The 22,783-nt window shown below is 57.7% G+C and carries 17 protein-coding genes and 1 pseudogene; 4 read left to right on the top strand and 14 right to left on the bottom strand.

Annotated features, from left to right (window positions below):
* Window positions 1-111 precede the first annotated feature (111 nt).
* Window positions 112-597, top strand: a pseudogene (locus tag ACYZUA_RS19060) (class I SAM-dependent methyltransferase); the annotation flags it as partial.
* 140 nt (window positions 598-737) lie between these two features.
* Here the strand turns inward: ACYZUA_RS19060 and ACYZUA_RS19055 are convergent.
* The 5 genes from ACYZUA_RS19055 to ACYZUA_RS19035 form a co-directional block, all read right to left on the bottom strand.
* Window positions 738-1,691 (bottom strand): D-2-hydroxyacid dehydrogenase family protein, encoded by a 954-nt coding sequence (locus ACYZUA_RS19055; protein WP_461960130.1) that lies wholly within the window; start codon window positions 1,689-1,691, stop codon window positions 738-740.
* A gap of 13 nt (window positions 1,692-1,704) precedes the next feature.
* Entirely contained in the window at window positions 1,705-2,730 is a 1,026-nt protein-coding gene (locus ACYZUA_RS19050) for an alpha/beta fold hydrolase (protein WP_461960129.1), read from the bottom strand.
* Between the two features lie 85 nt (window positions 2,731-2,815).
* Complete coding sequence (locus tag ACYZUA_RS19045) at window positions 2,816-3,250, bottom strand: YqaA family protein (RefSeq protein ID WP_461960128.1); 435 nt, start codon at window positions 3,248-3,250, stop codon at window positions 2,816-2,818.
* Window positions 3,250-3,696 carry a DUF411 domain-containing protein gene (locus ACYZUA_RS19040; protein WP_461960127.1) on the bottom strand — a complete coding sequence of 149 codons (447 nt, stop codon included), beginning with the start codon at window positions 3,694-3,696 and terminating at the stop codon, window positions 3,250-3,252. Before ACYZUA_RS19040 ends, ACYZUA_RS19045 begins: the two co-directional genes overlap by 1 nt.
* Window positions 3,697-3,900: 204 nt before the next feature.
* Window positions 3,901-4,896 carry an aldo/keto reductase gene (locus tag ACYZUA_RS19035; protein WP_461960126.1) on the bottom strand — a complete coding sequence of 332 codons (996 nt, stop codon included), beginning with the start codon at window positions 4,894-4,896 and terminating at the stop codon, window positions 3,901-3,903.
* A 118-nt stretch (window positions 4,897-5,014) separates the two neighbouring features.
* Here ACYZUA_RS19035 and ACYZUA_RS19030 point away from each other — a divergent pair, with 118 nt between their 5' ends.
* Window positions 5,015-5,941, top strand: a complete 927-nt coding sequence (locus ACYZUA_RS19030; protein WP_461960125.1) for a LysR family transcriptional regulator — start codon at window positions 5,015-5,017, stop codon at window positions 5,939-5,941.
* On the opposite strand, the gene ACYZUA_RS19025 is transcribed toward ACYZUA_RS19030, so the two are convergent.
* The 6 genes from ACYZUA_RS19025 to ACYZUA_RS19000 form a co-directional block, all read right to left on the bottom strand.
* On the bottom strand, window positions 5,930-6,883 hold the full coding sequence (locus ACYZUA_RS19025) for a GNAT family N-acetyltransferase (protein WP_461964048.1): 954 nt from the start codon (window positions 6,881-6,883) through the stop codon (window positions 5,930-5,932). The genes ACYZUA_RS19030 and ACYZUA_RS19025 overlap by 12 nt on opposite strands.
* Window positions 6,883-8,172, bottom strand: a complete 1,290-nt coding sequence (locus ACYZUA_RS19020; protein WP_461960124.1) for an AMP-binding protein — start codon at window positions 8,170-8,172, stop codon at window positions 6,883-6,885. The genes ACYZUA_RS19025 and ACYZUA_RS19020 overlap by 1 nt, the downstream gene beginning before the upstream one ends.
* Before the next feature lie 62 nt (window positions 8,173-8,234).
* Window positions 8,235-10,637, bottom strand: coding sequence for an aldehyde dehydrogenase family protein (locus ACYZUA_RS19015; protein WP_461960123.1), 2,403 nt, complete (start codon window positions 10,635-10,637; stop codon window positions 8,235-8,237).
* A 1-nt stretch (window position 10,638) separates the two neighbouring features.
* On the bottom strand, window positions 10,639-11,769 hold the full coding sequence (locus ACYZUA_RS19010; protein WP_461960122.1) for a LuxE/PaaK family acyltransferase: 1,131 nt from the start codon (window positions 11,767-11,769) through the stop codon (window positions 10,639-10,641).
* Between the two features lie 21 nt (window positions 11,770-11,790).
* Window positions 11,791-13,032, bottom strand: coding sequence for an MFS transporter (locus tag ACYZUA_RS19005; RefSeq protein ID WP_461960121.1), 1,242 nt, complete (start codon window positions 13,030-13,032; stop codon window positions 11,791-11,793).
* Between the two features lie 250 nt (window positions 13,033-13,282).
* Window positions 13,283-13,408, bottom strand: coding sequence for a hypothetical protein (locus ACYZUA_RS19000; protein ID WP_461960120.1), 126 nt, complete (start codon window positions 13,406-13,408; stop codon window positions 13,283-13,285).
* A 155-nt stretch (window positions 13,409-13,563) separates the two neighbouring features.
* Here ACYZUA_RS19000 and ACYZUA_RS18995 point away from each other — a divergent pair, with 155 nt between their 5' ends.
* Window positions 13,564-13,752, top strand: coding sequence for a hypothetical protein (locus ACYZUA_RS18995; RefSeq protein WP_461960119.1), 189 nt, complete (start codon window positions 13,564-13,566; stop codon window positions 13,750-13,752).
* 20 nt (window positions 13,753-13,772) lie between these two features.
* On the opposite strand, the gene ACYZUA_RS18990 is transcribed toward ACYZUA_RS18995, so the two are convergent.
* Window positions 13,773-14,144, bottom strand: a complete 372-nt coding sequence (locus ACYZUA_RS18990; RefSeq protein ID WP_461960118.1) for a fe2+ zn2+ uptake regulation protein — start codon at window positions 14,142-14,144, stop codon at window positions 13,773-13,775.
* 244 nt (window positions 14,145-14,388) lie between these two features.
* Here ACYZUA_RS18990 and pvdQ point away from each other — a divergent pair, with 244 nt between their 5' ends.
* Entirely contained in the window at window positions 14,389-16,734 is a 2,346-nt protein-coding gene (pvdQ, locus tag ACYZUA_RS18985) for a bifunctional acylase PvdQ (RefSeq protein ID WP_461960117.1), read from the top strand.
* Between the two features lie 54 nt (window positions 16,735-16,788).
* On the opposite strand, the gene ACYZUA_RS18980 is transcribed toward pvdQ, so the two are convergent.
* Together ACYZUA_RS18980 and ACYZUA_RS18975 are read right to left on the bottom strand one after the other, a co-directional pair.
* Window positions 16,789-17,793, bottom strand: a complete 1,005-nt coding sequence (locus ACYZUA_RS18980; protein ID WP_461960116.1) for a FecR family protein — start codon at window positions 17,791-17,793, stop codon at window positions 16,789-16,791.
* Between the two features lie 98 nt (window positions 17,794-17,891).
* Window positions 17,892-22,715, bottom strand: a complete 4,824-nt coding sequence (locus tag ACYZUA_RS18975; RefSeq protein WP_461960115.1) for a dermonecrotic toxin domain-containing protein — start codon at window positions 22,713-22,715, stop codon at window positions 17,892-17,894.
* Between the last annotated feature and the right edge of the window lie 68 nt (window positions 22,716-22,783).

Genomic DNA, 22,783 nt, shown 5'->3' with positions numbered 1-22,783 from the left:
GTTCTCCAGTGGAAGGGTTCGGCAGGTATTCCTCGCAGGTGGTGCTGCCGCAGATGGATTTGATCTGCTGCAACTGTTCCTGAGCGAGGTCCAGCCGACCTTTGATCACAGGACCTGCCGCTGCCGGATGCGTCGGTGGACGGGGTGATCTGCGCCGAGGCGTTTCACTGGTTTGCCAGCACCGAGGCACTGACCGAAATTGCCCGTGTACTCGAACCCGGCGGCAAGCTGGGGCTGGTGTGGAATCAGCGCGATTCCCGGGTGAGTTGGGTGCCGAAACTGGATGCGATCGTCAATGCGCTGGAGGGCGATACGCCGCGCTATTACACCGGGGCCTGGCGACAGGCGTTTCCGCATGCGGCGTTCGGACCGCTGGCGGAACAGCGTTTCAGCCATGGGCATACAGGCTCGCCCGAAGACGTGATTTTCAACCGCGTGCGCTCCACCAGTTTTGTGGCTGCATTACCGGCGGAGGAGCGGGCGAAGGTTGATGAGCAGATCAGGGCGTTGATTGCGGCGGATCCTGATCTGCGTGGCAGAGACGTAGTCACGGTGCCCTATGAGACGGCGGCGTTTGTGGCGGTGAAGAGCAGCTAGCCACACCGCAATCCTTGTGGGAGCGAGCCTGCTCGCGATGTGGCCGACACATTCAACGTCAATGTTGACTGAAAGTCCGCCATCGCGAGCAGGCTCGCTCCCACAAGGTTTGCGGTGTGCAAATGCTTAACTGATGGGCATTAGCCCAACAACCGAATCGGTTCTCCCGCAGACCAGGCTTGAATGTCCTCAATCATCTGCGAGAAGAACTGGTGGTAGTTCTGCTGGCTGACATACCCGACATGGGGCGTGGCCAGCACATTGTCCAGGGTTCTGAACGGATGATGAGGCGGTAAGGGTTCCTGCTCGAAGACGTCCAGCGCAGCAGCGGCCAGTCGCCGTTTCTGCAACGCCTTGATCAACGCGGCCTCATCGACAATCGGACCACGGGCCGTGTTGACCAGCAGCGCCGTCGGTTTCATCCAGTCCAGCGCCTGGGCGTCCACCAAGCCACGGCTACGATCGCTGAGCACCAGATGGACCGACAGCACATCGGCCTGTTCGAACAGTTCCTGCTTCCTGACGTAGGTCACGCCGACTTCGGCTGCGCGTTCGGCGGTCAGGTTCTCGCTCCAGGCAATCACCCGCATGCCGAACACCTGACCGAACTGGGCAACGCGAGTGCCAATGCTGCCCAGACCGAGGATCGCCAAGGTCTTGCCGTGCAGGTCGCCACCCAGGCCTTGTTGCCATAAACCGGCGCGCAGTGCGTTGGCTTCGACCACCAGGTTGCGGGTCGCCGCCATGATCAGCGCCCAGGTCAGCTCCGGGGCGGCGTGCTTGTAACTGTCGGTGCCACAGACCTGGATACCCAGCGCAGCGGCAGCTTTCAGGTCCAGGGCGGCGTTACGCATGCTGCCGGTGACCAGCAGCTTGAGTTTCGGCAAGCGCCGCAGCAGGTTCTCATCGAACCGGGTGCGCTCGCGCATCACGCAGATCACCTCGAACTCGCCCAACCGTGCCGCCAGGGTGTCGTTGTCGGCAGGGTAGTCATGGATGAAGCTCACTTCACCGATGTCGTCCAGCACTGACCAGTCCACTACGTCACGGGCCACGTCCTGCCAATCGTCAGTCACCGCAATCTGCACAGCCATCAGCCTTACCTCATCAATCAACGGGGTTGGGTTTGTTCAGCCAGGCGAGCAGGGCCTGGTGGAATTGCGCCGGCTCTTCCATCTGCGGCGCGTGGCCCATGCCATGGAACTCAACCAGCGTCGAATGGGGAATCAGTTTCGCCACCTGTTTGCCGAGCACGTCGTAATGACCGAGTTTAGCCTTGACCTCGGGCGGTGCGATGTCGCTGCCGATGGCGGTGGTGTCGGATGTACCGATCAGCAGCAGGGTCGGCACCTTCAGGTCCTTGAACTCGTAGTACACCGGTTGGGTGAAGATCATGTCGTAGATCAGCGCCGAATTCCACGCCACCTGTGTATGCCCCGGTCCTTTGTTCAGCCCGGCGAGCATGTCTACCCAACGATCGAATTCCGGCTTCCAGCGGCCGCCGTAATAGGTGTTGCGTTCATAGGTGCGGATGCCGTCGGCCGTGAGTTTCAGCTCGCGTTCGTACCATTGATCAACTGTCCGATACGGCACGCCGAGGGCTTTCCAGTCTTCCAGGCCGATGGGGTTGACCAGTGCGAGTTGTTCGACTTGATCGGGGTATTGCAGCGCATAGCGAGTGGCGAGCATGCCGCCGGTGGAATGCCCGAGAACACTGGCCTTCTGAATGCCCAGCGCCTTGAGCAATTGCTGGGTGTTGGTCGCCAGTTGCTGGAAGCTGTACTGATAATGGTCGGGTTTGCTGGAGGTGCAGAAACCGATCTGGTCCGGGGCGATGACCCGGTAACCGGCCTCACTCAGGGCCTTGATCGAAGTGTCCCAGGTGGCACCGCAGAAATTCTTGCCGTGCATCAGCACCACGCTGCGTCCATTGGCTTTGCCTTGAGCGGCGACATCCATGTAACCCATTTGCAGGGATTTGCCCTGTGACTCAAAGGCGAAATGCTTGACCGTGTAGGGATACTCGAAGCCTTGCAGCTCTGGGCCATATTCCGGGCCTTCGGCGTGGGCGATGACAGGCAATGCAGCGGTCAGCAGCAGACCGGGCAGCCAGCGGGAGCGGGTGAGGGACATGGGTGAACTCCATTGGAAATCGGCCGATGCTGGATCGGCATGATTAGGGCGACATTAAACACAGGCAATCGCCGTGAATAATCGTTCAACCCATCCAGCCCACTGTGGCCATGGCCAACACCCCATAACGGGCGCCTTTGGCGAGGGTCACGATCAGCAGGAACCGCCCCAGCGGTTCGCGCATCACGCCGGCCACCAAGGTCAGCGGATCACCGATCACAGGCACCCAGCTCAGCAGCAAGGACCAATGACCGTAACGCTGATAATGGACTCGGGCTTTTTCCAAATGGCGCGGGCTGACCGGAAACCAGCGCCGATCATGAAACCGCTCGATACCGCGCCCCAGCCACCAGTTCACCAGTGACCCCAGAACATTGCCCAATGTCGCCACGGCGAGCAGCAACCAGAGCCAATACTTGCCGCTGAGCAACAGCCCCACCAACACCGCTTCGGACTGTAAGGGCAGCAAGGTTGCCGCACCGAATGCGGCGAAGAACAGCCCGCTGTACGCACCGAACATCAATGGGCGGGGTAGTCCGCCACCACCACGTCAGTGCCGTCTTTTTTCAGGCCGATCACTTGATACGCATCGCTCATGCCGTCCATTTCCATGCCGGGTGAACCCATGGGCATGCCGGGCGCGGCAACACCCAACAGATCGTCGCGCTTGTTCAAGGCCAGCACCTGATCGGCGGGCACATGGCCTTCGACGAATTTGCCGTTGATCAAGCCGGTATGGCACGACGCCAGACGCGGAGGCACGCCGTGCTGTTGCTTGAATTCGCTCATGTTGGCTTCGACGCGATCGTCGACTTTGAAGCCGTTGGCTTCCAGATGGCTGATCCATTTTTTGCAGCAACCGCAGTTGGCATCGCGGTGAACCTCGATCGGGATCAGGTCGGCGGCCTGGGCGAGGGAAGAAATGAACAGGGCGCTCAGGGCGACCAGACGCAGGTGGGTTCGCATGGGAATTCTCGTCTCGAATTGCGGCCAAAAAAGTGCATTCTGACCATTTTTAGCGGACAGACATTCAAGGTGTGTTTCCAAGTAATACAAAACTGGGCAGCCTTGATCATCGTAGATCAAAGCTGTCAGTCAGATGAGGCGCACATTACAAGATTGTCAGGTTGGCCTCTGAGTGCCGGGAACGGCACTCGGGGTAAGGTGGGGCTATCGGTCGAGCAACTTCATGACCTCTTCCGGGTAACGCAAGCCTGCGGTGGCATTGGCCGGAAATATTGTTTCCAGAGCGTGTAACTCTTCGCCACTCAGTTTCACATCCACCGCGACCACATTTTCTTCCAGGTATTTTCGCTGTTTGGTTCCCGGAATCGGGATCACGTAATCACCCTGAGCCAGCACCCATGCCAGCGCCAATTGGCCGGCGGTCACGCCTTTTTCTGCGGCCAGGTCCTGCACTTGCTGCACCAGCAATAGATTTTTGGTGAAGTTTTCGCCTTGAAAACGCGGACTGAAACGACGGTAGTCGTCTGCCGCGAAATCATCAGGACTCTTCAGCGCTCCAGTGAGAAAGCCACGACCCAAAGGGCTGTAGGGGACGAAGGCAATCCCCAGACGCTGACACGCGGCCAGACAACCGTTCTCCTCCTGATCACGGCTCCACAACGAATACTCGCTCTGCAGTGCACTGATCGGATGAACCTTGTGTGCCCGCTCAAGTGTTGCGACCGAGGCCTCGCTCAAACCCAGGTACCGAACCTTGCCGGCTTTCACCAGATCGGCCATGGCGCCGACGGTTTCCTCGATGGCCACCTGCGGATCGATGCGGTGCTGGTAGTACAAATCCAGGGTCTCGACACCGAGGCGCTTGAGGGTGCCGTCGATAGAGGCGCGAATATAGTCCGGTCGACCGTTGACGCCCCGCGCGACAGGATCGGACGGGTCGCGGACGATCCCGAATTTGCTGGCCAGAAACACCTGGTCGCGCTTGCCGACGATGGCCTTGCCAATCAGTTCTTCGTTGGTGTGCGGGCCGTACATGTCAGCGGTGTCGAGCAGGTTGATCCCCAACTCCAGCGCTCGGTGCAGAGTGGCGGTGGCTTCGCGGATGTCCACGCCAGTCGTGTAGAAATCGGTCATGCCCATGCAGCCCAGACCTATCGCGCTCACTTGTGGACCATTTTTGCCCAGTTGACGTGTTTGCATGAAATCAGCTCCCTGTGAATGTGGAGCCTATTGTTGATCTCGACAGAAACAAGATAAACCGGCTAAATCTGCCATCACTGTTCGTAATTTCTAAACAATCAGCGGGTAAGCAAAACCAATGGACCGATTTAACGCGATGCGCGTGTTTACCCGAATCGTCGAGCTGGGCGGCTTTGCCAAGGCGGCGGATAGCCTGCAATTGCCCCGGGCCTCAGTGACCATTCTGATCAAGCAACTGGAGGCGCATCTCGGTGTGCAGCTGCTGCAACGCACGACGCGGCAGATCAGCCTGACGCTCGACGGCGCGGCCTATTACCCTCGTTGCGTGCGGTTGCTGGCGGATCTGGAGGAAACCGAAGCGGTGTTCAGCGCTGCACGCAACAACCCCAAGGGGCTGTTGCGCGTGGACATGCCGGCGGGTGTGGGGCGCTTGATGGTAATCCCGGCATTGCCGCAATTTACTGCCCGGTATCCTTTGATCGAGCTGGAAATCGGCTTGAATGACCGGCCTGTCGACCTGATTCGCGAAGGCGTCGATTGCGTGCTGCGGGGCGGCGACTCACTGGACGATTCGCTGGTGGCGCGGCCGTTGGCCATGCTGGACCAGGTCACATGTGCCAGCCCCGACTACTTGAAGCGATTCGGAACGCCTCAGTGTCTGGCTGACCTTGAAGGCCATCAGATGGTGGAGTACTTCTCCAGCAGCAATGGCAAGCGTTATGGGCTGGAATTCATGGTCAATGATCAGGTTCAAGCCATTAATCTGCCCAAGCAGGTTTCGGTCAACAGCGCCGATGGTTACCTGGCCGCTTGTGAGGCGGGATATGGTCTGGTCCAGACCCCGTATTACCACGTCGCCCGCCAGCTGAACGAAGGCCGTTTGTGTGAAGTCCTCAGGTCAGTGCCGACACCGGGGATGCCGCTGACGGCGCTCTACCCGCCACACCGCCAGTTGTCCCGGAGGGTGAGGGTGTTTGTCGACTGGCTGGTGGAGCTTTGCGCGCAGCCGGGCAATGACTTTTATCGAAAAGACTCACGCGGCTGAGCGGGCTCTGTTCTGCGTTTCGGCGCTACTCTGTGTGTTGGCGTTTTGCTGTAAATCGTCATGCAAGCGTTGCATGTGCGGACAGTGCAGGCTGAGGTGTCGAGACTGCGCCCCTCGATGAAACAGTGCGAACCATCCATTGGTGTTTGATGTAGGCATCAGCCCGGTGAAGGTGAAGCCAAGGGCCGCCAAATTGCGAAAGTCCTGGGCAAAGTGCCGCGATAACTGAAGTTTGGCCGAGATCAGCCAGTGCCTGGGCAATTGCCTGATCTGCTCAAGCAGCCGTTTGGTCAAACGCTGAATGACCATGTCGAATCTTTGATGGTGTTGCTTGAGTTGCAAGGGCAGAGAAGACAACGGCGTCGTGTCCGGATGAGTCCCGAACACGGAACACAGGTGCTGCATAAACCCCCGGCAGGTGTCAGGCCATGGGATGTCGGGGAGTGGACGCGTATGTCCTTCGACGACGTAACAACCCATCACGATGGTTTCCGGCAGCGGCTCAGCGAAGGGCGAAGGGACGTAGTCAGGAAGCAAGCCCGTGCTATGGAAGCCGATATTTGCTGCCATGCGTTGCGTGTAGGGATGGTGGGTCACTTGTTTGATCGAGACGCCCTTGAACCCCATGGAACCTGACTGCGACAGCAACTCCCGGCCCAGACGGGTCGCGATACTCTGCCCCTGCGCGGCGGGATGCACCACACTGAGGGCCAGCTCGGTGGTGTCCGCAGGTGTGTCATGGCGCAACGCGGCATGCCCCAGAACGCGTAGGCCGTCCACCGCCAGCATCGACTTCCAGCGCCCCTCGGCATTGTGCTGATTGATCATGTTTGGCAAGTAAACATCCGGCTGAACGTAATGATCGCCATAGACCTCGCGAAACAACTGGCTCACGGCACGTGCGTCGGATGGCCGATAGGGTCGAAAAATCAAAGGCATCATCATGCGGGCTCCGGCAACGGTACGTCATACACGCGCAGATCCAGGACCCGCAGTTGTTTGCCGGAGCGTGGGTGAAGCTTCAATGCTGTGACATCGCAGGACAGCACTCGCAATTCCAGCAGACCCTCGCGGCTCAGTTCGTCGATGGCGGGATAGTGTTCAACCAGCGCCTGGTACAACGCTCGGCACACCGGTACGGTTGCCATTGATAGCGCTGAGGGAACCCACTTCACACTCACAATATCTTTGTATCCGTCATGTTCGATCAGCAATTGCCATTGGTCGTTGTGGGCAATGCGCTGGACGATCTGCTGGATGTCATCGATCAGCAGCGACAGCACCCCGACTCGCACTCGCTGGCTGTGCGCACTACGTCCCTTGAGGGCAAATTTGCGCTTCGGGGTTGAGCCGGGTTCGCGCCAGCACGCGCGGTCGCCCACCGGATAACGCAGCAGTGGCATCAGCCGGCGCGTCAGGTTGGTCACCACCAACAATCCGGTGCGATCGCATTCTTCGATGACTTCACCCGTGAGTTCATCGACGATCTCCAGCACGGTGTGTGGTTCAAACACCCGATGCTCGCCCAAGGCGCAGTCGCGGTCGCTGGACCCGATAAGGCCGGCGTCTACGCTGGCATAGCCAATGGAAGCAATGCGCACGTTGGGAAACACGTCGGTGAGGATTGCCACTTGCGGGGCAAACAGGCTTTCGCCGCCGTACAGCAACGTATCAACCCCGCACAGTACTCGTCGATGCTGGTTCAGGTAGGCCGCGAATCGCAGCAGCTGTGCCGGTACGCCGACAAGCACGTTAATCCGATGCTGATCAATCGCATCGGCCAGTACGTCCAGCTCGACGTGCCCGGTAAATGGAAACTCGCAGATCGATCGCCTGACGTGCGCCAAGGAGTCGTGGATGAACAGGAAACTGGCGTAAAGATCACCGGAAAAAAACAGATTGGCGACGCGGTCGCCGTCGTTCAACTGAGAGGAAAAACTTTCTCCGAACGTACTGACCAGTTCTTGCCATTCGTTATAGGTGTACACCGTCAGTTTGCCCTGGCTGGTCGATCCGCCGGTTTTAAACACCAGCGCATTGTCGACCTTTCCGGTCAGGACCGGCCAATGATTCAAGTCATTGCTGTCAGCCCAATAGTCCGCCGCATTGGTCAGCGGTAAATCTTGTAACGTAATGCCCTGCGGCGGTAAGTGTTCCAGTTGCTGGCGGTAGAAGTTTGAATGTTGTCGTATATAAGGCAGCAGTTGTTCTAGCGAGTAAGTTGTTTTCACTGGGTTCTCTTTTTATATCAGGCGTCTTGACGGTTTAAGACAAGCTGTGAGTGGTTAGTCTTTTATTTTCTTTTATCAATAACCAAAGGTGTTTTTCCGCTGTGCTTGTTTCGAGTGAATGCTTGCTCTATGCACACTTGAACTTCGACAGTTAATAGTTTGGCGTTTACGGCATTGGCCAGCGCTTCATGGCTTAACAATGCGTTGCGAACCTGGTTGATGTCTGCGTCCGTTAGAACGTTGAGTCGCTCGATGCCATCAGGGGCATGGTCGAGAACAATCTGAATGGGCGTTCCGACGCTATCCTGCAGAGCCGACGGCGAAATGAACTCCGTGCCCATTCGCACCAGTTTGCCGTGGCGCTGGAGCAGTTCGAATCGGGGTGAGTCCAGCCCGCACTTACAGGCTCCGGGGATCCAGCGACCGGTGTCGCCCACGTCATATCGGCGCACGGTTTGGCCTTGCCGTGCTCGTGAAGTAAACAGCAGGCGACCGATCTCATTGGCCAGAACGGGTTCATCCTGTTCGATCTGCACAATTTCCAGATGCTGGGTATCGCACATCAAGTGAAACACCCCGTTCGCGGTGGCTGCGCACGCATGGCCCAAGGGACCGGCGTCGACGGAGCCATAGATTGCCGAGCGGATCAGCGTGACCCCGCAGCTTTCCATGAGGCTCAGGCTGGTTTGGCCCGGATGCTCGCCGCCGAGGAACACTTTGGCGATACCGGCGTACGCGCGGAGCCGGGTCTGTTCGTTGAAGAACAGGCGATGCAAGGTGCTCGGCATGCCAATCAGCACGGTGACTCGCTGGTCGATGATCAGTTGGGCGATTTCGCTGAAGTCATCGTCCTGGGGCGCGCCCATGGGGAAATGTGTGACGCCCATCTGTTCCAGTATTTTGGTAAAACTGAGGAACCCTCCGTACAGGCTGCCGCCGTAAAACAGGTTCATGACCCGGTCCTGTGAAGGATCGAGCCCGGCGGCGAACAGGCCGTCGGCCGCTGCGCGCATCTGCCGTTGAAAGTCGCGATAGCTGAAACCGGCGAGGGCCGGAATGCCGCTGCTGCCTCCAGAGCGAAAATACAATTGCGCCGCGGCGCCCATCGGCTGGGTCGTGAAGGTGTTTTTGTCCATGATCGGCGCATGCGCGATGTCGGGGGCGGGCGGGACCGGGTCGAGCGTTGCCCGGCCAGGCAAAACCTCCGGCGAAAGACTCACCGAGAGGCGGCGACTCAGACGCGTCAACGCGTAGACACCATCATGTGGCTCACCGGCGTAGCCGTCATGAATCCCCGCGCAAGGCGCAATACGGGTGACCCCAGCGTTGACCAGCGTTCGCACAAGTCCTGGCGTTTCTGTCGCAGAGCAAATCAGTGCGCAGCTTTGCAGGACCGTGCGCCAGGGCAACAGCGTCTCGGTGATCAAGTGTTGCGGCACGGGTTTGAGCAGCACCGTACGAAACAGCGGGGAAGGCGCGAGCGTCTGATGGTGTTCCCAGATGATCCGCCACCCGTGGCCAGCCCAGACCTGGCCGCTCTGGTTCGCAAAACAGTAATCCAGTTGCGCCATGGCCGTGCGAGTGGTGATCTCGCACGCTTCCAGGTCCGTGGGCACCAGCGCCGGCCAGTGTGAGGCACGGCGTTTGAAGGCTGCGCTCAAACGCTCTCCCAGGTCCTGCAGGATGGCCGGATCGTTGCTGTCCACCAGCACCCATTGCGGACTGGAACACGCTTGCTGATCCAGACTGCACACCTCATCCACCAATGCATCCAGCGCCGAAGGGCTCGTCGCGTCAGGCGACAGATAAGCAAAACTGATCCTGTGCCCCCAATCGATCCAGCGACATCCAGCAGGGATCTGCTGACGAATCGCCTTGAGCGCCTTTTCACCGCCCCAGGCTGACACGCCATCGGCCTGGGCGCAGAGTTCGGCTATCCGGGAAGTGCCCACAGGCAGCACCGCGACGAATTCGGCAAGCCTGCCACTGGTGTCGCATTGCACAAAGGCAGCCAGCAATCGCGCAGTCAAACCCGCATCGCTGGCGCTGGGGCGTAACCAGTTGATGTTGCCGGCCAGCAGGCTTTCGAGAACCGCACAGAACGCGAGCATCGGTGCATTGCCCGGCGTCACATGCACCACCAGTCCCAAGGGGTGCCAGCTTTCAAAGCGTTGCTGCTGGTAGTCGATACGCCTCAGCGAACGGGGTTGCGAACCCAGTTCTCGCTCAAGCTTGGTGCTCAGGTTGCTGCGCTGGCAGAATTCGATAAGTCCCTGACATTGATCGTCGTCGAGGGGCAGGTTCAGGCTGCGAGTCTGTAGTTGCGTGGCGAAACGAGCAGCGGTTTCGATGACGGTTTCGCAGTCGATCGGTGCAGCAAGCAACCCGGGCAATTGTTTTCGAAGGCTGTCGAGGGCGCTTTCCGGGATAACGTCGTCATGCAGTTGGCCGTTGATGAGGTACATATCAAGCCCCTCCGAGCAGTTCTGAAGCCGCCATGGCGCAGCTTCGACTGGCGGTGGTGCCGGCACGTCCATGCAGCTCGAACCAATCGCTCGTCAGGCCACATCCGCAACTCGCACCAGGGTGTAATGTCGCCAGATCGCCCATGACCACAGCGTGAGCAGGGCTTGACGAGATGTACGGGGAGACGAATTCCAGCAAGCCGCGCTGGCCGTATGGCTGGACAGTGAAATCGGATGGGTTTCGCACGAAAACCTTCGAGTAAACGGGGGCATGAAAATGATGGCGGGCACATTGGATATAGGGCACGGCATGCTCGACGGCACCGTAGCCATCCCGGCATCGGGTCAGGTCGATACCCAATTGCCGATTGATTCGGGCATACAACTCAAGCAGGGGAATCTCTTGTGCTGCCTGGGTTTTCCAGCCACCACCCAGAAACACCAATGACTGGGCGGGCAGCCTGAGATTCGGTGCGCGGGTGTTTTCCATGTGCTGTAGCGCATGGGAAAGGAACGCAGGGAATCCGAGAATCCGCACGGGTAAACCCTCGTCGGCGAACTCTTGCAAGGTGCGAACAACACCAAACAGGTCGAACTCGTGACCGTTACCCGTCAGGCGCAATCCGTAGGCGACTCGATTGATGGGTGCATAGCCGCAAAGAAACTGGTCGGTGTAAGCAGTGCCCAAGGTGATGGCCGCCTCGGGCTCGTAGCTCAGGAGCAAATAATTGCAGGGGCTGTCCGGAGTATCCCAGCCGTAGTGCTGGAAAATGTGGCTCACCATGCCTTGGGCCGCCGCCATGCTGCGAGGGTCATAGCGCATGCGGCTCTTTTGGCCGCTGGTGCCGGATGAGCTCAGCTCCAGTGCACCTTCGCCGGTGGGACCGAACAGCAAGTGACGTTTGAAATAGTTGGCGAAGATCGGCGGCAGTCTTGACCAGTCATCCAGTGTTTCCAGGTCCTTTGCATCGAGCCCGTTGGCGTTTAGCCAGCGTTCGTAGCCAGGCGTGTGGTGACAATGAAACAGGCTGATTTCCCCCATCGCCTGGTCGAACAGGCCGTCAGGCACTGAATCCAGGCAATAGGGTTGCGTTAACGCACAGAGCGCATCGGTATGGGGTAAATGGATCATCAAAAGACCTACGTTGTGGTGTCAGACGGCAAGCGCGATGTGAGAACGCCGCAGAAACAGCCGCAGAGGAAGCAGGCAAAGAAGCCCTGCAATACCAGCCATCAGGGCAAAGGATTCGTGGCTATTACCGGCACCGGCGGCCGCAAGAAGCGAGCCGCCACCACCCATGACGGCAATCGAGATCATGCCGATCATGGCCGAGACCAGACCTTTGCTGTCGTCGCTGGCGAACAGCGCAAGCCGGTACAGCGCGGCATTGCTCATGCCAAGCCCAACGGCGTATAGCGCCAGGCAGCTGATCAGCACGACTGTCGAAGCACCGTAGAAGCTGACGGCGACTAGCGCGATAAGCCCGCCGCAAAACGGCCAAAGCGCGTATCGAATCAGTTGTGGTAATTCAGCGTTGGCGATCAGTCGGTTGAGGATCAGATTGCCGAGAATGACTGCCGCGAACACCGGAATTTGCCACAGGCCGTAGTGCAGCGTTGAAAGCCCCTGGTTGTGGATCAGCAAGAGCGGCGCCAACCCGATCCAGGCAATCAACGGCAGGCTCATCACGCCCAGTGCGACAGCGGCGCAAAGGAATTGCGGGTTAGTCAGCAACGCGGCATAGCGGCGCAGAGTGCCGTGCCACTCAAAGCGCACGGCTTCCAGCCGCTGACCGTCGTGGCGCAGGGTGCCCACGGTTTCCGGCATGAACAGGTAAAGCCCGAGCCAGACCATCGCTCCGCCAAGACCCAGCACGAAAAACAATTCCCGCCAGGACAACCACTCCAGCAGCAGACTGCCGAGCAACGGCCCCAGAAGCGGGGAGAGGAGCGCAACGTTCCCCAGCAACGCCATGATTTTGACCGCGTCGGCTTCGCAGAAAACTTCTTGCAGGGCCGGGTAGCTGACCGCGATGACAAACCCCAACCCCATGCCCTGAATCAGTCGCAAGCCGTTGAACGCATAAATGCTTTGCACGTTGAACGCGGCGGCACAGGCCAAGGCGAATACCGCACAACCGATGAGCAACATCCGGCGACGGCCGAAGTGATCAGACAGCGGGCCAATCAGCCATTGCAGAAGCATGCCGCCGGCCAGATATAGATTGAAGGCGTAAGGGACGTGATCGGGACTGGCATCCAGTTGTTCAGTGACGGTCAACATGGCAGGCATGATCATGTCGCTGGCCATATAAGTCAGCAGTTCGAAAAAAGTGATTGCAAGGCAAAAGCCAAACAAATGGTGGGGGCTGATATTGATTAAAGGCTTGTGCATGGCATCCCTGGTTGTTGTGCGAATTTAATAACGGGGTTTTTGCGATGCGCCGAGACTAGTCATTGAGTATGAATAGCTCCAATGAACTATTGAGACTTAAGGTTTCAAGTGTTTTCTCTATGTTTCGTTATTCTATGTGTAGGAAGAGGTGAATATGCACGTACGAAAAATGCCCGCGACAGGGCGGGCATTTATTTAGCAGTTATCGGATGGGGTATTTGGCTTACGAATGAAGGTTCAATTATTTACGTTATCGATGCTGGTAATAACCCGGCCCGCCACGGTCGTAATGGTGGCCGCCGTGGGGGAAAACGATGCAGCCGCTCAGTGTCAGAAGCGCGAGCAGGGGAATCAGCCGTGTGATTCGACGGAACATTTCAAAATCCCCGGTTAGCGCCGCTATGAAGCCAAATCTCTTCATCGGCTGTAACATGAGACCCCGTTTGCAGCGCCGCATCCCCGGAGAAAGGTAGGGGCTTGGCATGCGTTCTGATACAAACCGGATACATTTTTCAAGTTCAGGAACTCGCAATGACTCAATCGCAACGTTTGAAATACTCGATTCTGATCTCCCTCGTGGTGTTGGGGATCATGTTCGGCCTTTCGTATCTGCAAAACGCAGGCGTCATCAGCGAGAAGCTGTTTCAGTACATCGCCATCGGCGTGGCGGTGATCGTGGTGGTAATCAATGGCGTGATGCGTCGCAAGGTCAAAGCCTGAAAGACGCACCTTAAGGCGGATCATTCGCGATGGAGCATGGCTGCGGCGTGCGGATGCAGGCTGTAGCTTTTGTCCGGATTGAGCATGATCACGCCTTCGCTGCACAAGCGTTTCAACACTTCCCGCACACTGAGGAAGGACAGCGGAATATCCAGGTCCAGCAAGTGGCTGTGCACGCCGCGCACGCCAAGGCTACGATCGCTTTCGGCGGCGGTCACTAAGGCGTCGATGACTTTGAGGCGGATCAGACTGGTTCGCAGACCAAAGCTCTTGAGCAGCAACCTGATCCGCTCGTTGCCATTGCGCTCACTGCGCTGACTAAAAACACTGGAGCCCATGGCAGAGCCCTTTGGCGCATTGCTACCGTCCGTTGGCAGTTGCGAGTTGTACATGCAAAAACTCCTTTTTCGAGCCGGCCAGGAAATGTGAGGGGTGCTCTTAATCAATAAGACGTATGAGCAGGGCAAATAATGAAGCCCCGAATGTAGAAATTTTGTCGCTATCACGTCAGCGGTCTGTGAGATGCCCGTGAAAAGCGCCTTTCACGGCCTAAATTTTTGTCATTTGTTTCGTTTCTAGGGGAAGGCGCAGTGCGTGTATGACGCAGGGTGTTTGTCTTTTCGATCAGGAGCGAGCGTGATTATTTCCAGGCAGTTAACCCGGTTGAGCCTTGCAGGCGTGTTGGTGGGCTTGAGTCTTGCGGCAAATGCCCGCAGTCAGCCAGAGCAGGCGAGCGCCGACATTCGCCGGACCAGTTTCGGTGTGCCACATTTCCGTGCCGACAACGATCGCGGGCTCGGTTATGGCATTGGTTATGCCTACGCTCAGGACAACCTGTGCCTGTTGGCCAATGAGATCACCACCGTGAACGGCGAACGTTCACGCTATTTCGGCCCGGATCAGTTCACGGTCGAAGAGCGCGAAAACCTGGTCAGCGATCTGTTTTTCAATTGGCTGAACACGCCACAGGCCGTGGACGGCTTCTGGCAGGCGCAAACCCCGGCAGTGCGCGATCTCATCGAAGGGTATGTGGCGGGCTATAACCGTTCGCTGACCGAGCGTGGGGCGCAGGGTTTGCCGCAGCAGTGTCAGGGCGACTGGGTGCGCGAGATTACCGCTCAGGATCTGGTCAAGTTGACGCGGCGTCTGTTGGTCGAAGGCGGAGTAGGGCAGTTTGCCGAAGCCTTGGCCGGTGCGACGCCACCCAAGGCCGTTACTCATGAGGCAGGCGAACCCGCGTCGTTCCAGATGGCTGCCTCGCGCATGCAGCGTTTTGCCCTGGATCGCGGCAGCAACGCCGTGGCAGTCGGCGGTGAACGTTCTTTCAACGGCCGGGGCATGTTGCTGGCCAATCCGCATTTCCCTTGGGTCGGCGGGATGCGTTTCTATCAAATGCACCTGACCATTCCCGGCAAGTTGGACGTCATGGGCGCGGCGCTGCCGGGGCTGCCGATGATCAACATCGGTTTCAACCAGCACCTGGCGTGGACCCACACCGTGGACTCGTCCAAGCATTTCACCTTGTATCGCCTGCAACTCGATCCCAAGGATTCGACCCGTTATCTGCTCGACGGCAAGTCATTGCCCATGCAGAAACAGACCCTGACGGTGAACGTGAAACAACCGGACGGCCAGACCAGACCGGTTTCTCATGTGGTCTACAGTTCGCTGTTCGGCCCGATCGTGCAATGGCCCGGAAAGCTCGACTGGGACAACCAGTTCGCCTACAGCCTGCGCGACGCCAATCTGGACAACGACCGGGTGTTGCAGCAGTGGTATGCAATGAACCGCGCGGTCAGCCTCAAGGATTTGCAGGCCTCGGTGCACAAGATCCAGGGGATCCCGTGGGTCAACACCCTGGCGGCGGATGATCAGGGGCAGACGCTGTACATGAACCTCTCGGTCGTGCCGAACGTCAGTGCCGACAAACTGGCCAAATGCAGTGATCCGCGGGCCGGGTTGCAGATGATCGTCCTCGACGGTTCCAACAGCGCGTGTGCCTGGGACATCGATTCGGCGGCTGCACAAAAAGGTATTTATGCGGCAGACAAGTTGCCGCAGCTGTGGCGCAAGGATTTTGTACAGCACTCCAACGATTCGGCCTGGATGGCCAACCCGGCGCAACCGCTTACCGGTTTTTCGCCACTGATCAGCCAGGACGGCCAGCCATTGGGGCTGCGCTCACGCTTTGCACTGGATCGCCTGAATTCGTTGAACAAGACCGGTCCAATAGCTGCGGCGGATCTGCAACGCATGGTGATGGACGATCAGGTGTACCAGGCGGCTCAAGTGATGCCGGATCTGTTGCAGTTCTGTGCGGAGGCACTGGGTACCGATGCGCCCGCGCTCACGCCGCTGTGTGCCAGCCTCAAGGCCTGGGATCGCAGTGCGAATCTGGACAGTGGTTTGGGGTTTGTGCATTTCCAGAATGTCATGGAGTCGCTACAGCAAACGCCTGATCTCTGGCGTGTGGCATTCGATCCGAAAGACCCGCAACACACCCCGAGTGGCCTGGCGGTCGATCGTCCGGACGTCGCAAAGGCGGTTCGCGAGGCGATGCTGGCGTCGGTCGCGCAGGTGAACAAGATGGGGCTCAAGGCCGATAGCCGCTGGGGTGATATCCAGGTGGTCAGCAGTGGCGGCCAGCAGACGCCGATTCACGGTGGACCTGGCACGCTGGGGGTTTACAACGCCATTCAGAGCGTGCCGAGAACCGACGGTAAACTCGAAGTCGTCAGCGGGACCAGCTATTTGCAGGTGGTGACTTTCGATGACAAGGGACCGCAGGCCCAGGGCCTTCTGGCGTTCTCGCTGTCCAGTGATCCGGCCTCCCAGTACGCCAGGGACCAGACTCTGGCATTTTCCAGGAAACAGTTGAGTGTGTTGCCGTTCACCGAGCAGCAGATCACGTCCGATCCGCAGTATCAGGTTCAGACAATCCACGAGCAGGACGAAAAAGCCGGGAAGGTGGCAGCACAGTAACGCTGATGGCGCTTGAACCAGGAATGAAGGCCGCACCCGCAAGGGTCGCGGCCTTCAGCTTTTTGGGGTTTGTTGCGGAATGGAATTGAGGACCGGATTGCCGTCTTTGTTGCGGGTCAGGTAGACCGGCAATACCTTGGGCAGGGAAGCCACCAGGTTGTTGAGCTCTTTGATGTTGTAGATGCCGCCGATACGAATCGAGCCGGTGCTGTTGTCGGCCACCATCACCGGTTTGCTCAAGTAACGATTGATCAATGGCAGTGCGTCGGTCAGCGCCAGATCATCGAGCACCAGTTTTCCGCTGCGCCACGCCAGTGAGTTGTCATTGTCGTAGGTCTGACTGATCCGGGGAGTGAAGTCGCCGCGTCTATAGCTCGCCTGCATCGCGGGCTCAAGACGCAAACCGTCACCCGCAACCGCGTCATTACTGCTTACCAGCACCGAACCTTCAATCAGGTTCACGCGTACCTGATTTTCATACATCCAGACGTTGAATTTGGTTCCGGTGACTCGAATCCTGCCTTCAGCCGCTTTGACAATGAAGGGGTGTCCAGTGTCATGGCTGACGCTGAAGAAGGCTTCGCCTTTTTTCAGCGTAATCTGACGCTGGTCCTTGTAGTTGCTGAACGTCAGCTCACTGCCCAGGTTCAGTTCCACCTGGCTGCCATCACTCAGGGTGATCTGGCGGACATTGTCGTTCGCCTCGAAATGTTGGTAGGAATTGGGCAGCCAGCCCAGGTTCCAGCCGCTATAGGCCGCCAGAGGCAACGCCATGGCGCAAACCGCGGCGGCGATACCAAAGGTGCGCCAAGGCGTAGCAGGTTTGGCGCGGACCATCGGGACCACCACGGTTTCTGGACGTGGCAGGTCACCCGCGACATCCCAGATCTCCAGCATGGCCTCGTACTCGAACGCGTGAAGCGGATGAGCGTCATGCCATTGCTTGAACGCCAGCCGCTCTTCAGCAGTGCAATCGATGGCGTGCAGACGCATGCACCAATGCGCAGCGGCATCGGTGATTGCGTCATATTGGGCTTGCGAGAGAGAGTTGTCGGTCATTGACTCATCCTGATTTCCCGCATTCTAACCTTGTGAGGAAGTCTGCGAGAACAACCGTCATGGCAATTACCAATCCAAGTGGCACTTATTTTTAAAACTCACGGGGTGCTGGTGTGCAATTGGCGCCCCAGATGAGTGATCAGCCAAGTCACGCTGTCGGCGTTAGCGAGTTGCACCGCCAATCTGATCAGTGGGTCTTTTTTGAAGGTGGTGCGGGCACCGCTCAGGTTCTCCTCGCCGCTCAAGGTCAAGATATGATTTTTTATCCGATCAGTACTTTCATAATACGTATCACCCAGGTCCACCCATTCACCATCATCAGGGTTCCGGACTTTGAACAGCTGTGTATAAGGCGTCTTGATTGACAGTGCGCTGCCCTGAAGATGGCTCAAGACAGTCTTGAGCTCCGTGGCGAAAGTACTGGCCGTTCCTATCAGGTCGACGAAAGGTCTGCCGGAATCGAGATAAGCAATGTCCTCGGTTTCGCAAGCAATGTGCGAAAGCTCATGGATCAGGGTCGCCGCCCGGGCATGGGGTCCGATGGGGAAGGCGGCGTCGGACAGGTGTTCACGGTAGAAGTCGAAATTGGGAAAGAAGAATCTCTCTGTCAGGTAAATTTTTCTTTTTAGGTCCTTTGGAATGGTGAAGCCGAAGGAGTTTTCCGAGTAATTGAGGGGTTTTCCGACCACAAAACGCCTGGAGTTCGGCTTTCTGAGTGTCGGTTCCAACAAGGCTGCAAAAATGTCACCCACGGTTTTTTCGAGTTTCTCCACATGTGCGTCCGTCACTGCAGGCACATCAATAAAATCCATGATGAGCCTATGGACGGGGGTGACTGTGCCGTCAGACGTTTTCAGCAGTTGCAGGTTGCGAAAGCTGTTCCAGGCATAGTGGGTTGCCAGATCCAGCGCCTCGTCAATCTGACGCGCCTTGCGCGGAGAAATTTGACGGATTTGGGTCATTCCACGTGCTTCGACATTCATGTTTTCCCAAACCGTTATCGCGTTATGTACCCGGTTGATAAGGCTGAAGCGGGGCGCCGGTGTTTCTCTGTCCAGAACCCATTGCCTGGATTCGTTCAGACGTAGATAAGGGCCACGGTTTTTTGTGTCGTCGATACGCCAGCGGGTGCCGTGTTTTTCGACGGGATAGACGTTGCCTTCAACCGGCCCGTAGTGTTTTTTTGTCGATGGATGTGAGTAGAGCCCAAGCCTGGAGTCGTGTGTCAGCGAACCCAGATCGACGTCAACGCTTTCATGACGCTTCAGCTGCGTGCGCTGAGGTGCAGTGAAGTCGATGTCCTGCCATTTGAGTCGGGTGTCGGGCGTTTCCGGCGCGGGCGCGCTGGTCGTCGAAGGCTCCTTCACTGGATCCTCCATCGATTGCCGCAACGAGGCCAGTTGTGCAATGCCGCTGATAAATTCCTTTATCGCCGCCGCCCATTTGTGCGTTTGAAGGTCTTCGGCGGACTGCTTGAGGTCGCGATAACTGCGCCACACCGTGATCGGGTAGGCAAGCTTGCCCGTCAAGAACGTAAATGCCTGATGCAAATCTTCACTCAGCACATGCTTGATGGTTGCCCATTCACCCTGCTTGTTGTCATCGGTCTGACAACCGAGCAATCGGGTTAGTAACCCGACGTTGTCGTTGAACAAGTGCCTGAGCAGATTCCCCTTGATCGGATTGGACGCCAGCGTCACTTCGGGGAGGCGGTTACTGGAGGTCGCCATCCTGTACTCAAGCTGTATCCGATCAGGCTGCGGGAGGTTCATGAGTACCCAATCGAGCAGACTGCCGCGAGTCTTCAGTTCAGTCAGCAGCTGTGTTTCATTCTTGTATTCTTTCACCCCGTGCCTGGGACTGTATGGCGCGAGAAGGACCTGTGGCGCTGCGCTATCGGCCGATGAGCCAATCAGATAGACGCCTGGCACTTTGAGCGCCTGTTCACTCTTGATGCCCAGGAGTTCAAGTGGGCGGATGATCGCGTGGGTACCACTGACTGCCGCGCGGGCGATAGCGTCAGGCATGTCCATGACCTGGCGTATCAGATCGAACCCCGTCTCGCTCAGGCGCTCCTGCAGTTTTTCCGTGTGGGCGTAATGCATCAGTTGCCAGGGTAATTGCGTGTAAAACCGTTTCCTGCGATCTGCTGCGTTTGCCTGGGTGTCTGCAAAAGCTTCGTTCAATGTTTTCTGCTGATGTTCGCCCAGCTTCAGGTTTCGTATCAGGTCTCTGAGATAGCGTTCATCCATCCTCTCGGGAATCACGGTGCTATCCAGCGACACCGGTCTGAAATGGGTTATGTCCAGATTCTTGAAGTGGGTCAGTGCAAAGTCGGTCAAGGTTTGGGTGCTGGCTGCAGACCTCGGGCGTGCGTTGATCAGAATCTGGACCTTATCCGGATCTATGTCGAACGTATCTGCCTTGAGTTGTTTTTCAAGTGCATGGTGAGCCGTGCGCGCCAGGGAACGTACGCCGGTGAGGTAGTCCTGGTCGTCGGTGACGTTGTTGAGGTATTGCTGAAGCAACTCCCCATGCAATATCTGATCTTTGATGGACGCCTTGGTCAGCCATGCCGGAAGTTTTTGCTGGGTCGTCAGGGATTGGGCAATGTCCGTCGCGCGGTCTAACCCGGTCATCGGTTGACGTAACGCCACCAGCTTCAGAAGACTGGCCAGGGTCGTCGGGGGGAGCTTGGAGACCAGCGCACGGGTGACGCACGTCTGGTCCAGCTGAACAAAGGGCTTTTGCACCTGATCGAGAAAATGCTGATCTATTCGCTGTAGTGGAGCGAGGGTGTAGTGCTTGCCAGGCAATCGCTCGCTGCGTCCAAGGTTCTCCAGAAGTGTGGTGCGATCATCGTCGTCGTTGAGGCGTCGCCCCAGCTCGGTCAGCAGCGGTGCCAACGCCTTGTAGGCTTCAAATCCCGATGCAGGCGTCCACAGAATTGCCTTGCCCGAATGCATCGGGTCCAGGCCACCTCGTTCGGTCAGCACAAAACAACTGGCCAGTTTCAACAGGTCAGCAGAGTCGCCTGCCTTCAGCGACAAGGAAAATACGTCCGGCAAAAAGCCGTTCAATGCCGCTCGCTGCAAGCGTACCGGCGTATCGAGTACGGATTTGATGATTGCCTGTTCCGTCGCACCCAGGGTGCGCATGACGGTGTGCAGCTTCAATTCACTGCGCAATGCCGTTGACAGGGTGTGAGTGAAACTTGATTGCAGGCTCCCGAGTGTCGAATTGACGATACGCTGCGCCTCGGCAATCGTGCGGGTGGTTGGGGGAATGTCCGGGTGGTTTTCGAGGAGTTGGTCGAGCGCCACCTTTACGGAGGAGAGTCGGGCCAGTTGCTCTTTGGCCGACTCGGCACGAACGGTGGCCGGTTGCGCGCTCCAGCGCTGGTCCGCGTGTGTGCTCCAGCGTCCTGCGGCATCGGCCGCCAGCAGTCGAGCGTCGATCAGTCCCCGGACATCCAGTGCCTTGTCGATCAAGGCATGGGGGTCCTGTGTCCCTTCGCTTTCACGGTAACGGCTCAGCGCGTGGGACAGGTTCTCCCGTTGTTTGCCAAGGATGTCGTCCATCAATTGTTCAAATACCGGGCTGACGATCGATTCACCGACAATGACGCGCTCATCCGGCTCCAGTGAAAGAAACGTGCCGCGTTCGTCCAGAGACATGAAGTTGAGCAGGGTGTCTTCGTGGCCTTCGCTTTTCATCATTTCCAGGACGATTTTCCTGACAGCGGGCAGGTCGCTCGTCGCCTCGATGCCTCTGGATGGGGTGTACAGAAAACCCAGGGTGTCGCGGCTGCCGATCATCAAGGTCGAGGCCAACTGCGCGTAATGCTTGAAGGGCGCGGTGATACGCACTTTTTCGATGCGAAGAGGATCGACGGTTTCAGGTTCGTGGCTGACATTCATCAGGCGCAGGTATTCCTGCGTCGTTAGAACACCTTGCTGTCGCCCAAACAAAAGCTTCACGTGAAAGGTATCGCGCAAACCCTCGGCAAAAAACGCTGAGCGTGACTGTCCGTTGCTCATCGGTGTGTTCCAGAAAGTCGTGAGCAAACTTTGCAAGTGAGGGGTAAAACTTTGTGCGATCTCTTTAATGGTGCTTTCCCAGGCCTGGTTATCGGCGTCGCTGCTCGCACTGTGTTGGGGATTTGAAAAGACTCTGGAGTCGCCAGTCGGCCACTGATTGGTCAGGTAGAAATGCAGCAGGGCATCGCTCAGTGACTGCGAGGAAAGCGTGTGCTGGTAGTTGCTGTTGTCGAAGGCTGAAATCGTACTGACGATGTTCTTCAGTCGAGTAAGGCGCTGGTCCAGTTTGGGGAACGGTTTGTACAACGCGTTCTTGAGGGTCTCGTCCAGCATCGATTGCAGTGTTGGCAACTTGACCAGCTCGCCCGTCATCGTCTTGATGTTCTGAGCCTGATTGCGCTCGAGGGTGAGCTCCTGGTCCTGGAACACCGCATTTTCGATTATTTGCGTGGCAATGTCTGGCGCAGTGGCGGCGGGTAAAGCGCTGCGTTGCTCAATGGAGAGAAAGCGCAGTAACTCACGCCTCCCAATGGGCTGTGCCAACCATTCCTTGAGTTTGCTTTTGAGGTCCGTCATGTCAGCGAATTTGATCAGGCCTTTCCAAGGTGTGTAGAGCGTGACTTCTCCATCATTGGGCCGGCTCATGGAAAAAGCGCCGGCCAGGGGGATATCGGGTGCATCAGGCACGCTTAAACGCAACTGGGCGACGTGCATGGGCTTGCTATTGGCGATACGGATGTCATGCGTCGCCTGATAAACAACCTGCAACCACTTCAGGTCATCAAGCGTGAAGGACAGTGCCTTTTCGCGGTCACCGGGCTGTCTGGCTCTGGATGCACGTTCTGCCTCGTCGAAAAAATACGGCAGTGGGGGAGCAATCATGGTTTTCCTCGATTCGCTACGACCGGCGGATAATCGCGGGTCATTGGATTGAGGAAAAACAGTACGGT

The organism is Pseudomonas sp. LS2P72, from assembly GCF_054897865.1.
This window is presented reverse-complemented; position numbering and strand designations above follow the sequence as displayed.